This window comes from Larkinella sp. C7 (assembly GCF_006149005.1).
GTDB lineage: Bacteria > Bacteroidota > Bacteroidia > Cytophagales > Spirosomataceae > Larkinella.
The window spans coordinates 391,535-407,461 of the sequence record NZ_VBSL01000004.1; the positions used below are offsets into that span (position 1 = coordinate 391,535).

12 protein-coding genes are annotated in these 15,927 nt (G+C 52.9%); 5 read left to right on the top strand and 7 right to left on the bottom strand.

Going from position 1 to position 15,927, the window contains the following annotated elements; genetic code table 11:
- Positions 1-149 precede the first annotated feature (149 nt).
- Positions 150-701, top strand: a complete 552-nt coding sequence (locus FH871_RS12635; protein ID WP_138991788.1) for a hypothetical protein — start codon at positions 150-152, stop codon at positions 699-701.
- A 62-nt stretch (positions 702-763) separates the two neighbouring features.
- Here FH871_RS12635 and FH871_RS12640 read toward each other — a convergent pair whose 3' ends face one another.
- From FH871_RS12640 to FH871_RS12650, 3 genes are all read right to left on the bottom strand, one after another.
- Positions 764-1,234 carry a RidA family protein gene (locus FH871_RS12640; RefSeq protein ID WP_229317253.1) on the bottom strand — a complete coding sequence of 157 codons (471 nt, stop codon included), beginning with the start codon at positions 1,232-1,234 and terminating at the stop codon, positions 764-766.
- Between the two features lie 109 nt (positions 1,235-1,343).
- Positions 1,344-2,477 carry an FAD-dependent oxidoreductase gene (locus tag FH871_RS12645; protein ID WP_138991790.1) on the bottom strand — a complete coding sequence of 378 codons (1,134 nt, stop codon included), beginning with the start codon at positions 2,475-2,477 and terminating at the stop codon, positions 1,344-1,346.
- Between the two features lie 424 nt (positions 2,478-2,901).
- A complete protein-coding gene (locus FH871_RS12650; RefSeq protein ID WP_138991791.1) occupies positions 2,902-4,071 on the bottom strand; it encodes a S9 family peptidase in 1,170 nt (389 codons plus the stop codon).
- Positions 4,072-4,200: 129 nt separating this feature from the next.
- On the opposite strand from FH871_RS12650, the gene FH871_RS12655 reads away from it, so the two are divergent.
- From FH871_RS12655 to FH871_RS12665, 3 genes are all read left to right on the top strand, one after another.
- Positions 4,201-5,598, top strand: coding sequence for a sulfatase (locus tag FH871_RS12655; RefSeq protein ID WP_138991792.1), 1,398 nt, complete (start codon positions 4,201-4,203; stop codon positions 5,596-5,598).
- Between the two features lie 73 nt (positions 5,599-5,671).
- Positions 5,672-7,075 carry a sialate O-acetylesterase gene (locus FH871_RS12660; RefSeq protein WP_212768224.1) on the top strand — a complete coding sequence of 468 codons (1,404 nt, stop codon included), beginning with the start codon at positions 5,672-5,674 and terminating at the stop codon, positions 7,073-7,075.
- Positions 7,076-7,179: 104 nt separating this feature from the next.
- Entirely contained in the window at positions 7,180-7,362 is a 183-nt protein-coding gene (locus FH871_RS12665; RefSeq protein WP_138991794.1) for a hypothetical protein, read from the top strand.
- Positions 7,363-7,471: 109 nt separating this feature from the next.
- On the opposite strand, the gene FH871_RS12670 is transcribed toward FH871_RS12665, so the two are convergent.
- The 4 genes from FH871_RS12670 to FH871_RS12685 form a co-directional block, all read right to left on the bottom strand.
- Entirely contained in the window at positions 7,472-8,380 is a 909-nt protein-coding gene (locus FH871_RS12670; protein WP_229317255.1) for a Nif3-like dinuclear metal center hexameric protein, read from the bottom strand.
- Between the two features lie 155 nt (positions 8,381-8,535).
- Positions 8,536-9,810 carry a dipeptidase gene (locus tag FH871_RS12675; protein WP_138991795.1) on the bottom strand — a complete coding sequence of 425 codons (1,275 nt, stop codon included), beginning with the start codon at positions 9,808-9,810 and terminating at the stop codon, positions 8,536-8,538.
- Positions 9,807-11,267 carry a SusD/RagB family nutrient-binding outer membrane lipoprotein gene (locus FH871_RS12680; protein ID WP_138991796.1) on the bottom strand — a complete coding sequence of 487 codons (1,461 nt, stop codon included), beginning with the start codon at positions 11,265-11,267 and terminating at the stop codon, positions 9,807-9,809. The genes FH871_RS12675 and FH871_RS12680 overlap by 4 nt, the downstream gene beginning before the upstream one ends.
- Before the next feature lie 113 nt (positions 11,268-11,380).
- Entirely contained in the window at positions 11,381-14,476 is a 3,096-nt protein-coding gene (locus tag FH871_RS12685) for a SusC/RagA family TonB-linked outer membrane protein (protein ID WP_138991797.1), read from the bottom strand.
- Between the two features lie 535 nt (positions 14,477-15,011).
- Here FH871_RS12685 and FH871_RS12690 point away from each other — a divergent pair.
- The gene (locus tag FH871_RS12690) at positions 15,012-15,875 is read left to right on the top strand and encodes a polysaccharide deacetylase family protein (protein ID WP_138991798.1); all 864 of its coding nucleotides are present in this window, start codon (positions 15,012-15,014) and stop codon (positions 15,873-15,875) included.
- The last annotated feature ends 52 nt before the right edge of the window (positions 15,876-15,927 follow it).

Here is a 15,927-nt window from a genome sequence, read left to right on the forward strand (position 1 = left end):
CCCGGTCCGTTTGTCCACCGAACGGAAAATCGTCAATCCTCATCGCTGTTGTGCTACGATTTATAAATCTGACAAGTTCTTGCCCATCCATTCGCATTTCCTGCTATCTTGTTAGAAAATAGGAGGTTAGTTTTATTCAGGTCGTCGTTATGGACAAAATTCAGCTTTCGAGAAGTTATTTGAAAAGGCCAACGTATGCCATTTACTCCCTGTTGTTCGCAGCCCTTTTGTTTGAAATCACAAACTGGGTCATTCTTCCCGAAAGAAAACTTAAAATGGTAGAGAGTTATGGTGGTATATTAGGTTACCTCTACATTGTCATTCGAGGAGGTATTCTGCCTGAGCTTGTTACGCTTTCAATCGTAGTGGCTTTGATAGACGGTGTTCATAAGGTATTGAAAATCAAAGAATTTAATCTCTCATGGGGGTCGTTGCTACGCTATAATCTGTATTTTTTGCCCGTCATGTTGCTGGCTTTTTTCGTATTCAACCCCATTACGCAATCCGTCCGGTATTTGTTAGTCGAGTTTCCCCGCTACGATCTAACATCCTTTTGGGAAAATTTCATTGTGGGTACCTACACCTGGAAATTCTATTTCAGATCGCTGGTAGTCGTCCTTCTACTGGGCTATTTTGCGCTCAACAGCTCACTGCTTCGCGATTTCATTAAGGCTTGCCGTAACCCGGTACTCGCTCAATAACCCAAAATCCCCTCCGCAGCACCAGATCGGCAGCGGGGAGGGGACTTTGCTTTAAAAAACGCTTACTGTATTTCAACGATCATCTCCACTTCAACCGCGTAGTCCGATGGCAGTGCAGCCACCCCGACGGCCGAGCGGGCGTGTTTGCCTTTGTCGCCAAACACGTTTACCAGTAAATCGGAACAGCCATTGACCACTTTGGGATGATCGGCGAAATCGGGAGCGGAGTTGACCATTCCCAATACCTTGACGATGCGTTTGACCTTGTTGAGATCGCCAATTTCGGCTTTCAGGGACGATAGCAGCCCGATAGCCGACAATTTGGCCGCTTCGTAGCCCTGCTCAACCGTCAGCTCTTTGCCCAGTTTGCCTTTGATGCCGGTTCCATCGGCCCGGTTGGAGACGTGGCCCGACAGGAAAACCAGGTTGCCGGTGCGGACGGCTTTGACGTAATTCGCCAGGGATGCGGTTGGCTTAGCCAGTTCGATGCCCTGCTCTTTTAATTTGGCTTCGACTGATTGTCCGACTGCCACACTAGAAACGATGGACAGACCAATAACAAGAACCGTACAGATTTTCCTCACAAAAGGTAAAGTTTATGGTGAATTAATAATGGGTAATCAATTAATAGTAAGGCATTTACTAACTTCTCATTTCCTTCATGACCTGCTGAATGGTATCGACAAACTTTTCGGTTACTTCCCGTTTGGGTGTCGTATCCCAGTTGCCGACCAATCCGTTGCCCCCCAGGTAAATTCCGTCTTTCCGCGAAATGATGCTGGCACCCCGGGCGTTGAGCTTGTAGGTTACCTCGTTCTGCGGAATCAAGCAGGCGAGTTGTCCGGAAATCGGCGTCAATTCCTCGTCATTGAAGATTTCCTTGGCACCCAGCCCCATGCAGTTGACGACGCACATTTCGGGCAGGGCGTCGATATCTTCCAGTTTTTTGATCTCCTGCACCTTGAGTTTTCCCCCCAGCATGATAAATGTACTGAGTTGGTGGTGGAGGTAACTCGGAATATTGAACATCATGCTCGACCGCCAGGAAACGTATTTGGCCCCAAATGAATGTTCTTTCGGTGTCAGCTCTTTTCGCTCGGGAATCAATCCGGCCAGATGGTAGACCTCACCGCCGATGGCCGGGTCCGTTTGTTGCCGGAACGGTTCGTTGCTGACCCCATATTCGTCGACCCACGACACAATATCGTCTAATCCAAGCATAAATTGAAACCGCCGGAACGAAAACCGCGTGGCGTTTTCCCACAAAGCGTGAAATTCGGGCGTAGCCACTTTGGGGTCACACACGCGGGAAGCCGGCGACCAGGTGCCAGTTGCCAGATTACTCGTCACATTGGGCGGCAGGTCTTTGGTGTAAATGGTAACTTCACAGCCCTTTTCCTGCAACAAGCGGGCCGTAGCCAGTCCCACCGTTCCCGATCCCAAAACCGCCACTTTTTTCTCCCCGGTCGACAGGACGAGTTCGCGGGCCAGATTGCCGGTTCCCCACGACAGCGACCAGCCGCTGCCGCCGTGGCCGTAGTTGTGAACCAGGGTTTTGCTGCCCAGTGTTTCCCTGGCGATGCGGGGGCCGGATGCCCGGAAAGGCCGAAGTCCCACGGTTTCTTTCACAATCCGGTCCAGCGAGAGTTTTAGCTTCGGAACGCGGTGCAGGGGTTGGTTTGCCGTAGCACTCAGGCGGGGGGCGCAGGATGAGACGCCGGAGGCCAGGGCGAGCGAGCTCAGACTGGCCGCGTGAAGAAAATGTCGACGGTTCATAGTCGCAGACCGGACGAATTGCCCGGTTGTTGGTTTGATTGAGTGATGATGAAACGGAAAGATAACCAGATCAGGCTATCTGAAAAGAGAACTATGCGGCCGGAATAAATATACTATAAATTCCGAAATATCAAAATATACTTTTGGTATTATCGATGATATATCCTATTTATTTTTAGAATTGGCCTATTTGGGGGAGGTTGTGGTTTCAGTCGTTGGGCAAATTTTCCAGATCAAGCAAATCCTGTGGTCTGCCGACTGCTTTTTTATTTTAATTAAATCCGGTAGGTTGATAAAATTGACGGCAGTAACCTATATGGTCAGGACGACTTTGACCACCAATACATTTTTCGTTCCTTGGTATGTCCTCTCGCGAGCGCGCTTTGAAAATCTTACGCATAGACCATCTGGTTCGTAAGTGACATTACTTCAACAACGCCATCACGGCCTCATCACCGACTACCGCGTTGGCCGGGCGCGGATTGGCGTCCGTAAAAACCTGCAAATCAGCCGGTTTTAACAGCACATTCGGGCTTTCATCGATGTGGCCGTCTTTCATTACCTTATTCAAATCGAGCTTGAGATGCAGGGCGAGAAAGCGGTAAGCCGCCGTTCGTTTGGAAGGGCCGAAATCGTGCTTTTCGTTCGGCAGGTGAACATTCTCGACCCGGTTTTTGGCGTTGTAAAAGCCGTAAATGCGCTGAACGTGCGGAAATTCAACATTCGGCGTGTTTTTGGTCCAGTCACCACCGTCCGAAATCATGATCATGGGGCGGGGAGCGGCCAGGGCGGCAATCTCAACGTTGTTGGTTTCGTGGGTCGGGCGTTTGTGAATGGGCATGCCACTCTCGCAAACGCAACCCCCGAAGAAGTGCGCCGAAACCATCACAACCGGCACCGAAACCTTCACGCGCGAATCCAGGGCCGTGAGCAGAAAGGTCTGCGTTCCTCCGCCGGACTCGCCCGAAACCGCCACCCGTTCAGGATCGACTTCCGGCAAACCGGTCAGAAAATCCAGCGCCCGAATGCTGTTCAGCGTCTGCAATTTGGCGGCTTCCGGGAGCTTGTGACTGCACTGTTTCGAATCGCCATAGCCCAACATATCGTACACGAACACTACCGCACCCATTTTCGCCATCGTGATGCAGCGTTGCTGGGTCTGTTCCACAAACCGGGCGTCGGCATTGGCAACATGGCCGTGCGGGCAAAGAACGGCGGGCGTTTTACCGTTTATTCCAACCGGTTTATACAGATTTCCGGTTACATAAAAACCGGGTAAACTTTCAAACGCCACGTTTTCAACTGTATAGCCAGCCATTTTTCGCAGGCTGTGGCGAATGGGGTTGAGCGGGGCAAAGGCCGGTTTTTCCGGGAGTTTCAGACCGTCTCGAATTCCCTGCCGGATTTGAGCCGCCCGTTTTTCCCAGGAAGCCCGGTCATGATACGCCAAGGCGCAATTCTGGAGGGATTTTGCACCGTCGGGTTCACTAAAATAGGCACCCTGCCGCAACTCGGGCCGGTCGGGATTCGGTTGGGCAACCACGCGCAGGGAAAGGAGGGAGAGCAACGAAAGAGCAGCAAACGAAGATCGCATTTCAGGTTGAATTTAGGGTTGTGCTAAAGTAAATGTTTTTGGAATGGAGACAAAATAAGATGCGGTTTCCCGTGGACTAATCACGTTTAAAACCGTTTATTTGCGGTTCGAATCAAAACCGAAACCTTCATGACGTCTTTTTTCAAAACCGCAGGTATATTTTCTCTACTGGTACTATCGACTTTGTATAATGGCAGGGCGCAATCGGCCAAACAACCCAACTTTATCATCATTCTGGCGGATGATCTGGGGTACGGTGATTTGAGTTGCTACGGTCACCCGACCATTCGAACGCCCCACCTGGACCGGATGGCCGCTGAAGGAACCCGCTTTACGCAGTTTTACGTGGCCGCTAACGTCTGCACACCCAGTCGGGCGGCTCTGCTGACGGGGCGCTTACCGATTCGGAACGGGATTTTCGGCAGGCGGGCGGTCTTTTTCCCCAACTCGGCCAACGGGTTGCCGCACAGCGAAATGACGATTGCGAAAGCCCTGAAAAGCAAAGGCTATCGAACGGGTATCGTCGGAAAATGGCATTTGGGTTCAAAACCGGAGTTTCTGCCTTTGCAGTACGGTTTTGATTCGTATTTCGGACTTCCATATTCAAACGACATGGGGAAGGTTGGCCCCATTCCGACGCTGACCATTCCCCTGACTAACAATCCGCCCTTGCCCTTGTACCGGGATAATACCGTGATCGAAACGGAACCGGATCAGCGATTACTCACCAAACGGTACACTGACGAGGTGCTGAAATTTATTTCGACGAACCAGGGAAAACCGTTTTTTATGTACTATGCCAGCCCGTTTCCGCACGTGCCGTTGTATGCTTCGGACGATTTCAGGGGCAAGAGCAAACGCGGTTTGTATGGCGATGTGGTCGAGGAACTGGACTGGAGTGTGGGGCAGATTCTGAAAAAGCTGAAGGATCTGAAGCTGGATAAAAACACATTCGTCGTTTTTCTGAGCGACAATGGCCCGTGGCTGATCAAAAACCGCCTGGAAGAAGAAGGCGGTTCGGCGGGGCCATTGTTTGAAGCGAAAGGGTCAACCTACGAGGGCGGGATGCGCGTCCCGGCCATCGTCTGGGGCCCCGGCCTGGTGAAAGCCAACACCGTGTCGTCCGCCGTGGCGACGTCGATGGATTTGTTTCCAACCATCCTGAACCTGGCTAAGGTGCCACTGCCGCACGATCAGGCGCTGGATGGGCAGAACATCAAAGACCTGTTGACCGGCCAAAAGGACAAGGTGACCGATCTGGTGTATTATTACGATTCCGACCGGTTGTACGCCATTCGCAAAGGTCCCTGGAAGGCCCATTTTACCACCCATCCGTCGTACTCGCTGGAAGCCCCGGTGCCGCACGACCCGGCGCTGCTGTATAATCTGGAAGTAGATCCCGGCGAACGCTATGAGGTGGGCCGCAAACACCCCGAAATTCTGGCGGAGCTGAAAAAGGAGTATGAAAAACACCGGGCGGGGGTGGTGCCGGTAGCGCCCTTGCTGGATGCCATTGTGGAGAAATAGACGGTTTTATGGCGGAATACCACTTACTTTGCGATCCTGAAAGGAACTTCCTGAACCGTCTTTGATGAACCGCATGAAAAAGATACTCGCACTCGTATTGCTGGCTACGACCTCCTGGGCCAATGTCACCTTGCCGTCTATTTTAAACTCCAACATGGTGCTGCAACAGCAGACCGACATCATGATCTGGGGCTGGGCTGATCCGACGGAGAAGGTGACGGTTTCGGCCAGTTGGGAAAGCCGGCCGGTGAGCACCACCTGCACCGACAATGCCATCTGGAAGGTGAGTCTGCGGACCCCCCAAGCCGGTGGACCCTACACAATCACGATCAATGGCTATAATAAAGTTGAATTGACCAACATCCTGATTGGCGAGGTGTGGCTCTGTTCCGGGCAGTCGAACATGGAAATGACGGCGAGCGGGGGCGCAAAAGATGCCCGCGCCGAGTTGCCAACGGCGTTCAATGCCAACATCCGGTTCTTCAAAATTCCGAAACGGGCCGCGGATTCACCCCAGGTTGATGTTCGGGGCAACTGGGCGGTTTGCGATTCGCTGACGATGAAGTATTTCAGCGCGGTCGGTTATTTTTTCGGGAAGAAACTACAGAACACCCTGAACGTTCCCATCGGTCTGATCGATATGTCGTGGGGCGGTTCGTTCATGGATTCCTGGGTGCCGGAACCCATCGCGATGCTTTACCCGGAAACCCGCCGGTCGGCCCAAACGATGCCGAAAGCCCCCTGGGCACCCAATAAACCGGGCGTGCTTTACAACGGCATGGCCGCACCGATCACCTCGTTTCCGATTGCGGGCGTAATTTGGTACCAGGGCGAAGCCAACCGCCACGATGCCTCGGCCTACTACAAACTGACGCACGCGCTGGTGGACTCCTGGCGGGGCGTCTGGCAAAAGGATTTTCCGTTCTATTACGTCCAAATTGCTCCATATACCTACGGCGATAAATACCAGACCGCAGCCACGCGGGAAAGCCAGACGAAGGCGATGGATATTCCGAAATCCGGCATGATCGTGACAACGGATCTGGTGGACAACCTGAAGGATATTCACCCGGCTTATAAAAAAGAAGTGGGCAACCGGCTGGCTAAATGGGCGTTGGCGGAAACCTACGGCCAGAATGTGGGATTGTATAAAAGTCCGCAATACCGTTCGATGCAGGTGGACGGCAATAAAATCCGGATTACGTTCGACCACGCGCCCAACGGCTTGATCGCCAAGGGAACAGACATTGCCGAGCTGGAAATTGCGGAAGCCGACAAAGTGTTTTCGAAAGCGCAGGCCCGCATCAAAGGAAATACGCTGGAGGTTTGGGCCGAGAACATCAAAAATCCGGTGGCAGTGCGGTTTGCATTCCGCGATGCCCCGGTGCCAAACCTCTTTAGCAAGGAAGGGCTGCCGGTGATTCCGTTTCGCACGGATGCGTGGGATTTGGGGTTAATTTCTGCCCCGAAGCCATAGGAATGGGGATATAAGTGCTTTCGGGATTTTCAACAAATGAATCGACTTGTTTGTTTGTAAATTAAGCAAACAAAACCAGTTGGTACTAAGCGATCAAGAATTTTATGCACTACGGAGACACGGTAAAACATGCGGATGCAAGCGTCAACAACGGCCATACCCTGACGGTTTCGAGCCTGAACGAAGAAGAAACGCAGGTTCTCTGCCGACTGGATGACGATTCAGAAGAATGGTTCGACGTGAATGACCTGACCGTCGTTGACGAGTTTGACGATAGTTTTATCTGAAATACGTGAATGTAAAATAGTAAATGATGAATGTTAAATGTATAAGTGTTTCCAGAGCACCTGACCACTTAGATATTTAACATTCATCATTTACTATTTTACATTCCTTTCATAGATACGTAAACGGATTTTTGGAATCGATATACGTAATCTTCATTCCGGGCAGTTTCGGTTGCAGCCAGGGTACCAGCCACTGCATTCCCGGCGCTTCGCTCATGATGTGTCCCAGAATTCCGAGGGACAGTTTCTGACCCTGCTGGCGCGCATCCCGGACGTATTCGGCGGTTTCCCACTCGCTGATTTCCCCGCACAGAATCACATCCGGTTTGTCCTGCTGAATTGCCAGGATGTGGCTTCGTCCCCCCGAAGCACCCGGCATGAGCAAAATCCGCCGACACGACTGCGCCGGATCGCCCACCACCCGCATCATCACGATGCCCAGTTTCTCTTTTGCGTGGGTAATAATCTGCTTCAACGGCAGGGGCGCGGGGAGCGTGATCATCCGCGGGTTGCCGGCATCCATGAACTTCTCCCAGCCGAGGGCCGTCACCACACCCATCCGGATGCCGTCGGGGCGGTGCGAATGCCAGTAGTCGTGAAACCGCCAGACGGCAATGCCGTGTTTCGCCAGCAGATCGTGTTTCCGTTTGAACACCTCGTCTTTCGCCAGCCAGTCGGTTTCGTCGGCGTGGTTGTAGAAGGTTGGCTCATGGACGATGATGAAGTTGGCGCCCAGCCGGGCGGTTTGCTCAATGACGTCCGTGGTAGCAAACATCGTGGAAACGATACCTGTCACCTTCTGATCCGCCGTGCCGGATTTCAGCGTATCGACGGTTTTCGGAAAGGGGGCGTTCGGAATGGTTTTCAGAATCAACTCCATGACCTGACCCACCGTAACGGGTTCGGCGGGTTGCCAAAAACCGTTTGTGGGCGTACTGCCTGGTAGGGTCAGGAGCAGCGATGCTTTGGTGAGGGTGCCGACAAATTCTCTTCGTCCTGGTTTTTCCGGGGTCATCATGGCTTCGGTTGTTTTTGAACGCTTGTGCCACGGCAAGCTTAACCAAAATTGCGGACATTTCGGGCGAATGCGTCATAAAAAATGCCCCACTTTGCAGCGGGGCATTTCGGAAGTTTAGGTTAAGAAAGACGGTTTGTTCCAAAGAGAAGACTGCTTTATTTTCCAATCATTTCTGTCGGGGCACTTTTTTCAACGGCTTTCATGACCCGGAAGAAATTGCCGCTCCAGATTTTCTCGATGTCCTTTTTGGTATACCCGCGACGCACAAACTCGATCGTGAAGTTTTCATACTGGCTGACATCGAAACAGTCGGCCAGGGCGCCACCGCCGTCGAAGTCGGCTCCCATGCCCACGTGGTCGATGCCGATCAGTTTCACGATGTGGTCGATGTGATCGACGGCGTCTTTCACCGTAGCGAGTTGCACCGGGTATTTTTGGTTGAGTTCCATGAAATCAGCGCGGATTTTCTTCTGATCCTCTTCCGACAGTTTGCTCATGGCGCCCATCATCGACCGGCGGTCTTTCACACCCCACTTTTCCAGCATGGCTTTCTGGGCTGCTTCCCGCTCTGGACTGGGCGGAATGGTTTTTACGTAATCGCTCAAGAGGTTCAACTGCACCACGCCCCCGTTTTTGGCCAGTGCTTTCAGCATGTCGTCGGTCAGGTTGCGGGGATGATCGCAAACGGCTTTGGCACCCGAGTGGGAGGCAATAATGGGGACTTTCGACAGCCGGACGACATCGTAAAACGTGGAGTCGGAAACGTGCGAAACGTCGATCATCATGCCGAGTCGATTCATTTCCGCAACAACCTGCTCACCCAGCGGGCTAAGACCCTGGTATTCGGCTCCTTTCGGATCGGTTGAGGAATCACAGATGTCATTGTTGCTCGAATGGCAAAGCGTCATGTAGCGGGCACCGAGGTCATAAAACTTCTTCAGCATCGACACATCATGCCCCATCGGATAGCCGTTTTCCACGCCGATAAAAATGGCCCGCTTCCCGGTTTTACCAATTCGGAGGGCATCCTGCGGTGTCGTTGCCAGTTCCGCTTCCGAAGCCGTGCTTTTGAGCGTCGCATGAACCGCATCGAAGATGCCGAGGGCTTTCTGTTTGGCCGCTTCGTGTCCTTCCGGTGTACGCGGTCCCTGTCCGAGATAAACCGCCCAGAAAATGGCATCCAAACCGCCTTTTTTCATGCGCGGATAATCCACTTTGCTGTTGGTTGTGCGGGCGTCGTTTTCCTTCGTGACGTCGAAACCCCCGCGTGACAGCAGCATGGGCGTGTCGGCGTGTGTATCCACGGTAAACGCTTTTTCGTGGATTTTCTTCGCTTTTTTCAGCAGGGCTTTGTCATCATCGGTGGCCGATGCGGGCAGCACGCCGGTTGCCAGACAGGCAAGGAGGGTCGGGAATAGCCAGTTTTTCATTTCGCAAACCAGAGTTTAAGTTTCTTGTCGTTTTGTCCTCCCTGACTTTTCAGCGCAGCATTGAAATTGGTGAAGTTCAGGGATTCCTCCGAGCCGGGATAGGGTAAGCGGGTGGGAACCACTCCGTTGTTGGTGTTCAGGGCGGGTGCCGTCAGCGTCGGGATGCCGGTTCGGCGGTATTCCGACCAGGCTTCCAGACCTTGCCCGTAGAGCGCAATCCACTTCTGTTCCATCAACTGGGTGTAGCCCGCAGCGCCGTCTTTCATGGCATTGGCCGTGAGATAAGCCGGTGAAACCGTGAGTTTATACTGATCGTGTGACGCGGTGATGGCGCTGTTGTAGAGCGTGGCCGCCGTACCGGCTGCGGTGATGCCTTTGTAGGCAAATTCCGCTTTGATAAACAGCAGTTCGGCGTAGCTCAGGATGACACCCGGCGCCGTTGCACTGGTAAAATACGCCCCAACTTTCGAGGTTTTCGACAAACCCAGGGCATTGGCATCCGACGCCGACAAACCGTTCGGAACCCCTTTGTATTCACCCCCGTCGGCGGGTCGGTCGGCATACACCGCCAGCCGCGCATCCCCCAACGCCAGCATCTTGTTGACGATGGTTGCGCTGATGCGGTGGTCATCGCGGGTTTTGCGGTTTTCGTTGATCGGATTGTTGTTGGGAACAGCCGCCAGGTAGTTCAACTGAATGTTGTCGGCGTTGGAAGCCAGCACCGGGTATTTGGCGGGATCGCTCAGAATCCGGGTAATTTCGGCTTTCACGTCGATGGGCGCGTCGGATTTGCTCAACATCCGGTTGAGCAGGCGCAGACTGAGCGAATTGGCAAATTTCTTCCACTTGGTCAGGTCACCAGCGAGCAGAATGTCACCCGCAATGGCCTTGCTTTTGTCGGTCACGTCGATCAGGTCACTGGCCCCTTTCAGTTCGGCCACCAAACCGGCGTAGACGTCTTTCTGGGCGTCGTATTTCGGTTGAAGCGAGCCTTCCAATCCCATGATTGCTTCTTTGTAAGGAATATCGCCGTAAATATCCGTTAACAACGAAAACACCCAGGAGCGCAGAATGACAGCGACTGCCTGGTAATTCGTGTTGCCGGTTTCGGTCCCGATCTTGTGAATGCGCTGGTAGTCAGCCAGGGATTCGATGTAAAAATCGCGCCAGCTATTGCTGATGATGTCGTTCGAAATCGTGTATTGATCGACGTCGGTATACTGAATCCGGGCCCAGTGCTGCGAAATGCCGGAGCCAATGTCCTGCCCCAGCGAACCGCCCCAGTATACATCGACCGCGCTCTGAATACCGTGGGGCATGAAGAGGTCGGCGGAGGCTACCGTCGGGTTGTTGGGGTTGGTGTTGAGGTCATCAAAATTCTCCGTGCAGGCCGACATGCTCAAAAAGAGCGCGGCCACAGCGGCTTTATAGCGGAATGAAAAAGTGTTGCGTTTCATGATATGTTGGTTTGGCGTTTTCAGTTTACGGTTGGCTGACGCGTCCTTATTTGTGCGTTAGCCCACCGTAGCGACGGCCCGGCGAAAACCGTTTACCGAAAACCGTAAACTGATTACAGGTTGAAGCCGATGTTGAAGCCAACGGAACGGGTGGTGGGAATCTGGCCGTTTTCGATGCCCTGCAGGTTTCCGTCGTTGTAAAAGCTGGTTTCCGGGTCGATGTGTGGTACTTTGCTGTGCAGCAACGCCAGGTTCCGGCCCACGATCGAGAACGAGATGTCCCGGAACGGCAGGCGTTTGAACACCTGACCGGAGAGGACGTAGCTCAACCGAACTTCCCGCAGTTTGACAAAACTGCCATCGAAAATGGTGCCTTCATTGTTGGTCAGTGAGTAGTATTTGTGGTGCCACTCTTCCGACGAAACCCGCACATCGTTCGGCACGTAGTTGGGTTCGGCCGCAGTTCCGATGTTTTTAACGCCCTCGCCGATGATGCCGTCTTCCCGACCGAAAGTCGTTTCTTTCAACACCCCGGTGTAGCGACCGATGTTGATCGATTGCGAGAAAATGTCACCACCCTGCTTGATGTCGATCAAGGTGCTCAGCGAGAGGGCTTTGTACGTGAAGGTGTTCTGGATGCCGCCAATCCATTTCGGGGTAAAGTTGCCCAGAATCCGGCGAACCGGGTCGATTTGGGGCACACCACCACTGTAAACGATGTTGCCGTTCGGGTCGCGCAGGAAGCCTTGTCCGAAGAAAGTGCCGTAGGGCTGACCGATGCGGGCTTCAACGCCCATGCCGCGGATGTTGGTGGTCGGGTTCAGCGTATACGTCGTCAGCCCTTCGGCCAGTTCCAGCACCTTGTTGCGGTTGCGGGCCCAGTTCAGGACAACATCCCATTGAAACGCACCGGTTTTCACCGGCGTGGCCGACAGTTGCAGTTCAATTCCTTTGTTTTCCAGCCGTCCCGCGTTCAGCAGCTTGGAGGAAAAACCGGTTGCGTTGGAGATGTTGACGTTCAGAATCTGGTTGAACGACTGTTTGTTGTAATACGTCACGTCTACGCCCACGCGGTTGTTCCAGAGTTTCACTTCCGCCCCAATTTCGTACGAATTCGTGATTTCCGGTTTCAGATTGGCGTTCAGCATGGCGTTGCTTTCGGCCAGCGACGGCGTGCTGCCCCAGGCGTTGGCGTAGGCGTAGGTTTGCAGCAGGTTAAACGGCTCGGTGTCGTTCCCGACGCGGGCAATACCGCCCCTGATTTTGGCAAACGACAGCACCGACGAGTTCACATTGAACATATCGGTCAATACCGCACTGACGGCAGCCGAGGGGTAGAAATACGAGCGGTTATTGGACGGCAGGGTGCTCGACCAGTCGTTCCGGGCGGTCAAATCCACGAACAGGTAACTCCGGAAACCAATGTTGGCCGACGCGTAGGCACTGTTGATGACGCGTTGGTTGTAGGAGTTTTCCGTTACCGGCCGCTGGCGGGAGTTCCCCATGTTCCAGACGCGCGGAATGGCCAACTCCGTAGCTCCCATGTAGTTGCGCTGGTAGAAGTTTTTGCGGTGGTTTCCGCCGATGTTGGCCGTCACATCGAACTCGCCGAATTTATGCGTGGCGTTCAGCAGGAAGTCGGAGTTCGATTCCTGCACATAAATCTGCTCTTCGTTGTAGCTGTCGAACAGGTTGGAGGTCCGGGCGGCATTCTTCGTTTTCCGGCGGTCTTCGTAGAAATCCGTTCCCGTACGGGCGGTCAGTGTGAGCCAGGGCGTGAATTTGTAGGTAGCGGCCAGGTTGCCAAACAGGCGGTCGCGCTCGTTTTCGCGGGCACTCACATTGAGTTGATAATAGGGGTTGGTCCAGTAATTGTAGTTCCAGTTGTTCTGATAAATGCTGCCCGGAGCCTGATACTGTTTCAGTTTTTCCATGTCGACCTGCCGCCCGAACCAGATGAAATACAGGCCCCAGTTGGTGCGGTTGTCGCTGCCGTCTTTCACGTAGTTTCCGGTGGCGCGGATGCTCAGTTTTTTGGTCAGATTCCAGCCCGCATTCAGCGAAACCGTCCGCCGTTTGTAGTCGGTATTGGGCAGAATGCCGGTTTGGTTCAGGTCGGTGAACGAGAGCCGGAAATCACCTTTGTCACTGGCACCCGTTACGGAAACGTTGTTGGTCAACGTCCGGCCGGTTTCAAAAAACTGGTTGACGTTGTCGGGATGGGCTACCCAGGGCGTGGGCGTCCGTTTGCCATCGGCCCCGATGGGCGAGTCGAACTGGGGCAACAACCGGCCATCCAGTTTAGGCCCCCAGCTTTCATCGACGCCGTCGTTGACACCACCGCCCCGACCATCGACGTAGGAGAACAGCCCTTTTCCACCCTGTCCATATTCATTTTGCCATTCCGGCAGGCGAAACGGGCTGTCGAAAGCCGTATTGGAGTTGACCGAAACACCGATGCCCCGGCCTCCTTTTCCGCTTTTCAACGTGATCAGCACCACGCCGTTGGCTCCGCGCGAACCGTATAAGGCGGCCGCACTGGGACCTTTCAGGACGCTAACCGATTCAATATCATCCGGGTTGAGTGATCCGGCACCATTGCCATAATCCACCGCCGTCGAAGAGCCGTAGTTGCCGTTGTCGATAGGAACTCCGTCGACCACGAACAGCGGCTGGTTGTTGCTTCCGATGGAGCTGGCACCCCGGATCACCATCCGCGAGGAGGCACCGGGTGCGCCGTTGGAGTTGGTCACCTGAACCCCGGCCACTTTGCCAGACAGGGCGTTGACGAGATTCGTCTCCCGGGCCTGGGTGAGTTGCTTGCCGCTTACCTCCTGAACCGAATAGCCCAGGGCTTTCTTTTCACGGGTGATGCCGAGGGCCGTTACGACAATTTCACCGAGCAGTGCCGCATCCTCTTCCAGGGCCACATCGATGGAAGTTTTGCTGCCGATGGCCATTTCGATGGGTTTGAAACCGATAAAAGAGACAATGACCGTTGCATTGGCGGGGGCGTTGAGCGTAAACTCACCATTCGCGTTCGTCGTACTTCCGCGGTCCGTGCCTTTGATCAATACGTTGGCACCGGGAAGGCCGCCACCGTCCTTTTTGGAGGTCACCCGTCCTTTCAGGGTAAGGTCCTGTGCATAGCTGGCCAAACTGAGCAGCAGGGCAAACAGCACATAACATGAGGTAGAAACTCTTTTCATAGAGAGTGGTGATTAATGAAGTGAAATAGAACTATTTTGGTTTTCTGGCTGTAAATTCTAAAAATAATAAAGTGCGTATTCTAAAGTAAATCTGGTAACATTATATATTTTTTGTAAAAAATGGTTAAAAATTAAGCTGATTTTGGTCATATATATTAAAATTATTAAAAATCTAATGTAATTGAATAGTTGTAATTTAACCAAATAATATTTTAAAAATATCTGAATAATTAAAATTTATATTCAAAATATTGAATTAACTGGAATAATATACCTATAAATAGAAGATTGTGTATATAATTATATTAATTTTATTGTGTAGTTTCTTTAGTTAGTTAAATAATGTAATTATTTAAAGTAGACCGAAAGGTCTTTTTTCCTGGTCCAGCAGGGTAGAATCTTCATGTTTGGGCTGGAAAAGTAACGTTGAGGATCGATTCTGGCGAAGAGAAGGAATCGCCAGGGGCGGTTAATTCCGGGGGAGAATCAGTATAGGCCAGGGCAATCCGGCTTTATAGAATTCAGCCCCTGAGCGATGAAAAAAAACTGCCTGTTTCTGCCCGGATTCCTGCTTTTTAGTCTGTATACGGCTTTCGCCCAACCCAAACCGCCCCGGTTGATCGTTCGGGGTGACGACATGGGGTATTCGCATGCGGGCAACGAAGCATTGGTGAAATGTTACAAAGAAGGCATCGAATCGTCCATCGAAGTGATTGTGCCCTCGCCCTGGTTTCCCGAAGCCGTCGAGATGCTGAAAGGCATTCCGGACGTCGACGTAGGCATTCACCTGGCGCTGACCAGCGAGTGGGACAATGTGAAGTGGCGGCCCGTTTCGGACTGCCCCAGCCTGCGCGACGCCGACGGGTATTTCTATCCCATGATTTATCCAAACAAAAACTACCCCAGACGCGCACTGGTCGAGAACGACTGGAAACTGGAGGACGTTGAAAAAGAGTTTCGGGCCCAGATTGAAATGGGCCTGAAAAAGATTCCCCGCATCAGCCATGTTTCGGGTCACATGGGATGCACCGGCATGGGCGATGATGTGAAAGCCCTGATTCTGAAGCTGGCGAAAGAATACAACCTCCTGATCCTCGACCGGAACATGCAGGATTGGGGTGTGACGGGCGTCGGTTATCTGGGCGCCCACATGACCTCGGAAGAGAAGATTGAAAGCTTCTCCAAAATGCTCGAAAGCCTGGAACCCGGCAAAACCTACCTGTTCGTCGATCATCCCGGTCTCGACACGCCGGAACTCCGGGCTATCCACCACATTGGGTATGAGCAGGTGGCCGTCGACCGCCAGGGCGTCACCGACGCCTGGACCAGCCCCAGGGTCAAAGCGCTCATCAAGGCCAAAGGCATTCAGTTGATTGGATACCGGGATTTGCGGAAATAGATCCAGGCTTCGGGGAAAATCAATCCTTTAACCAAAATTTGGTAACATCTGC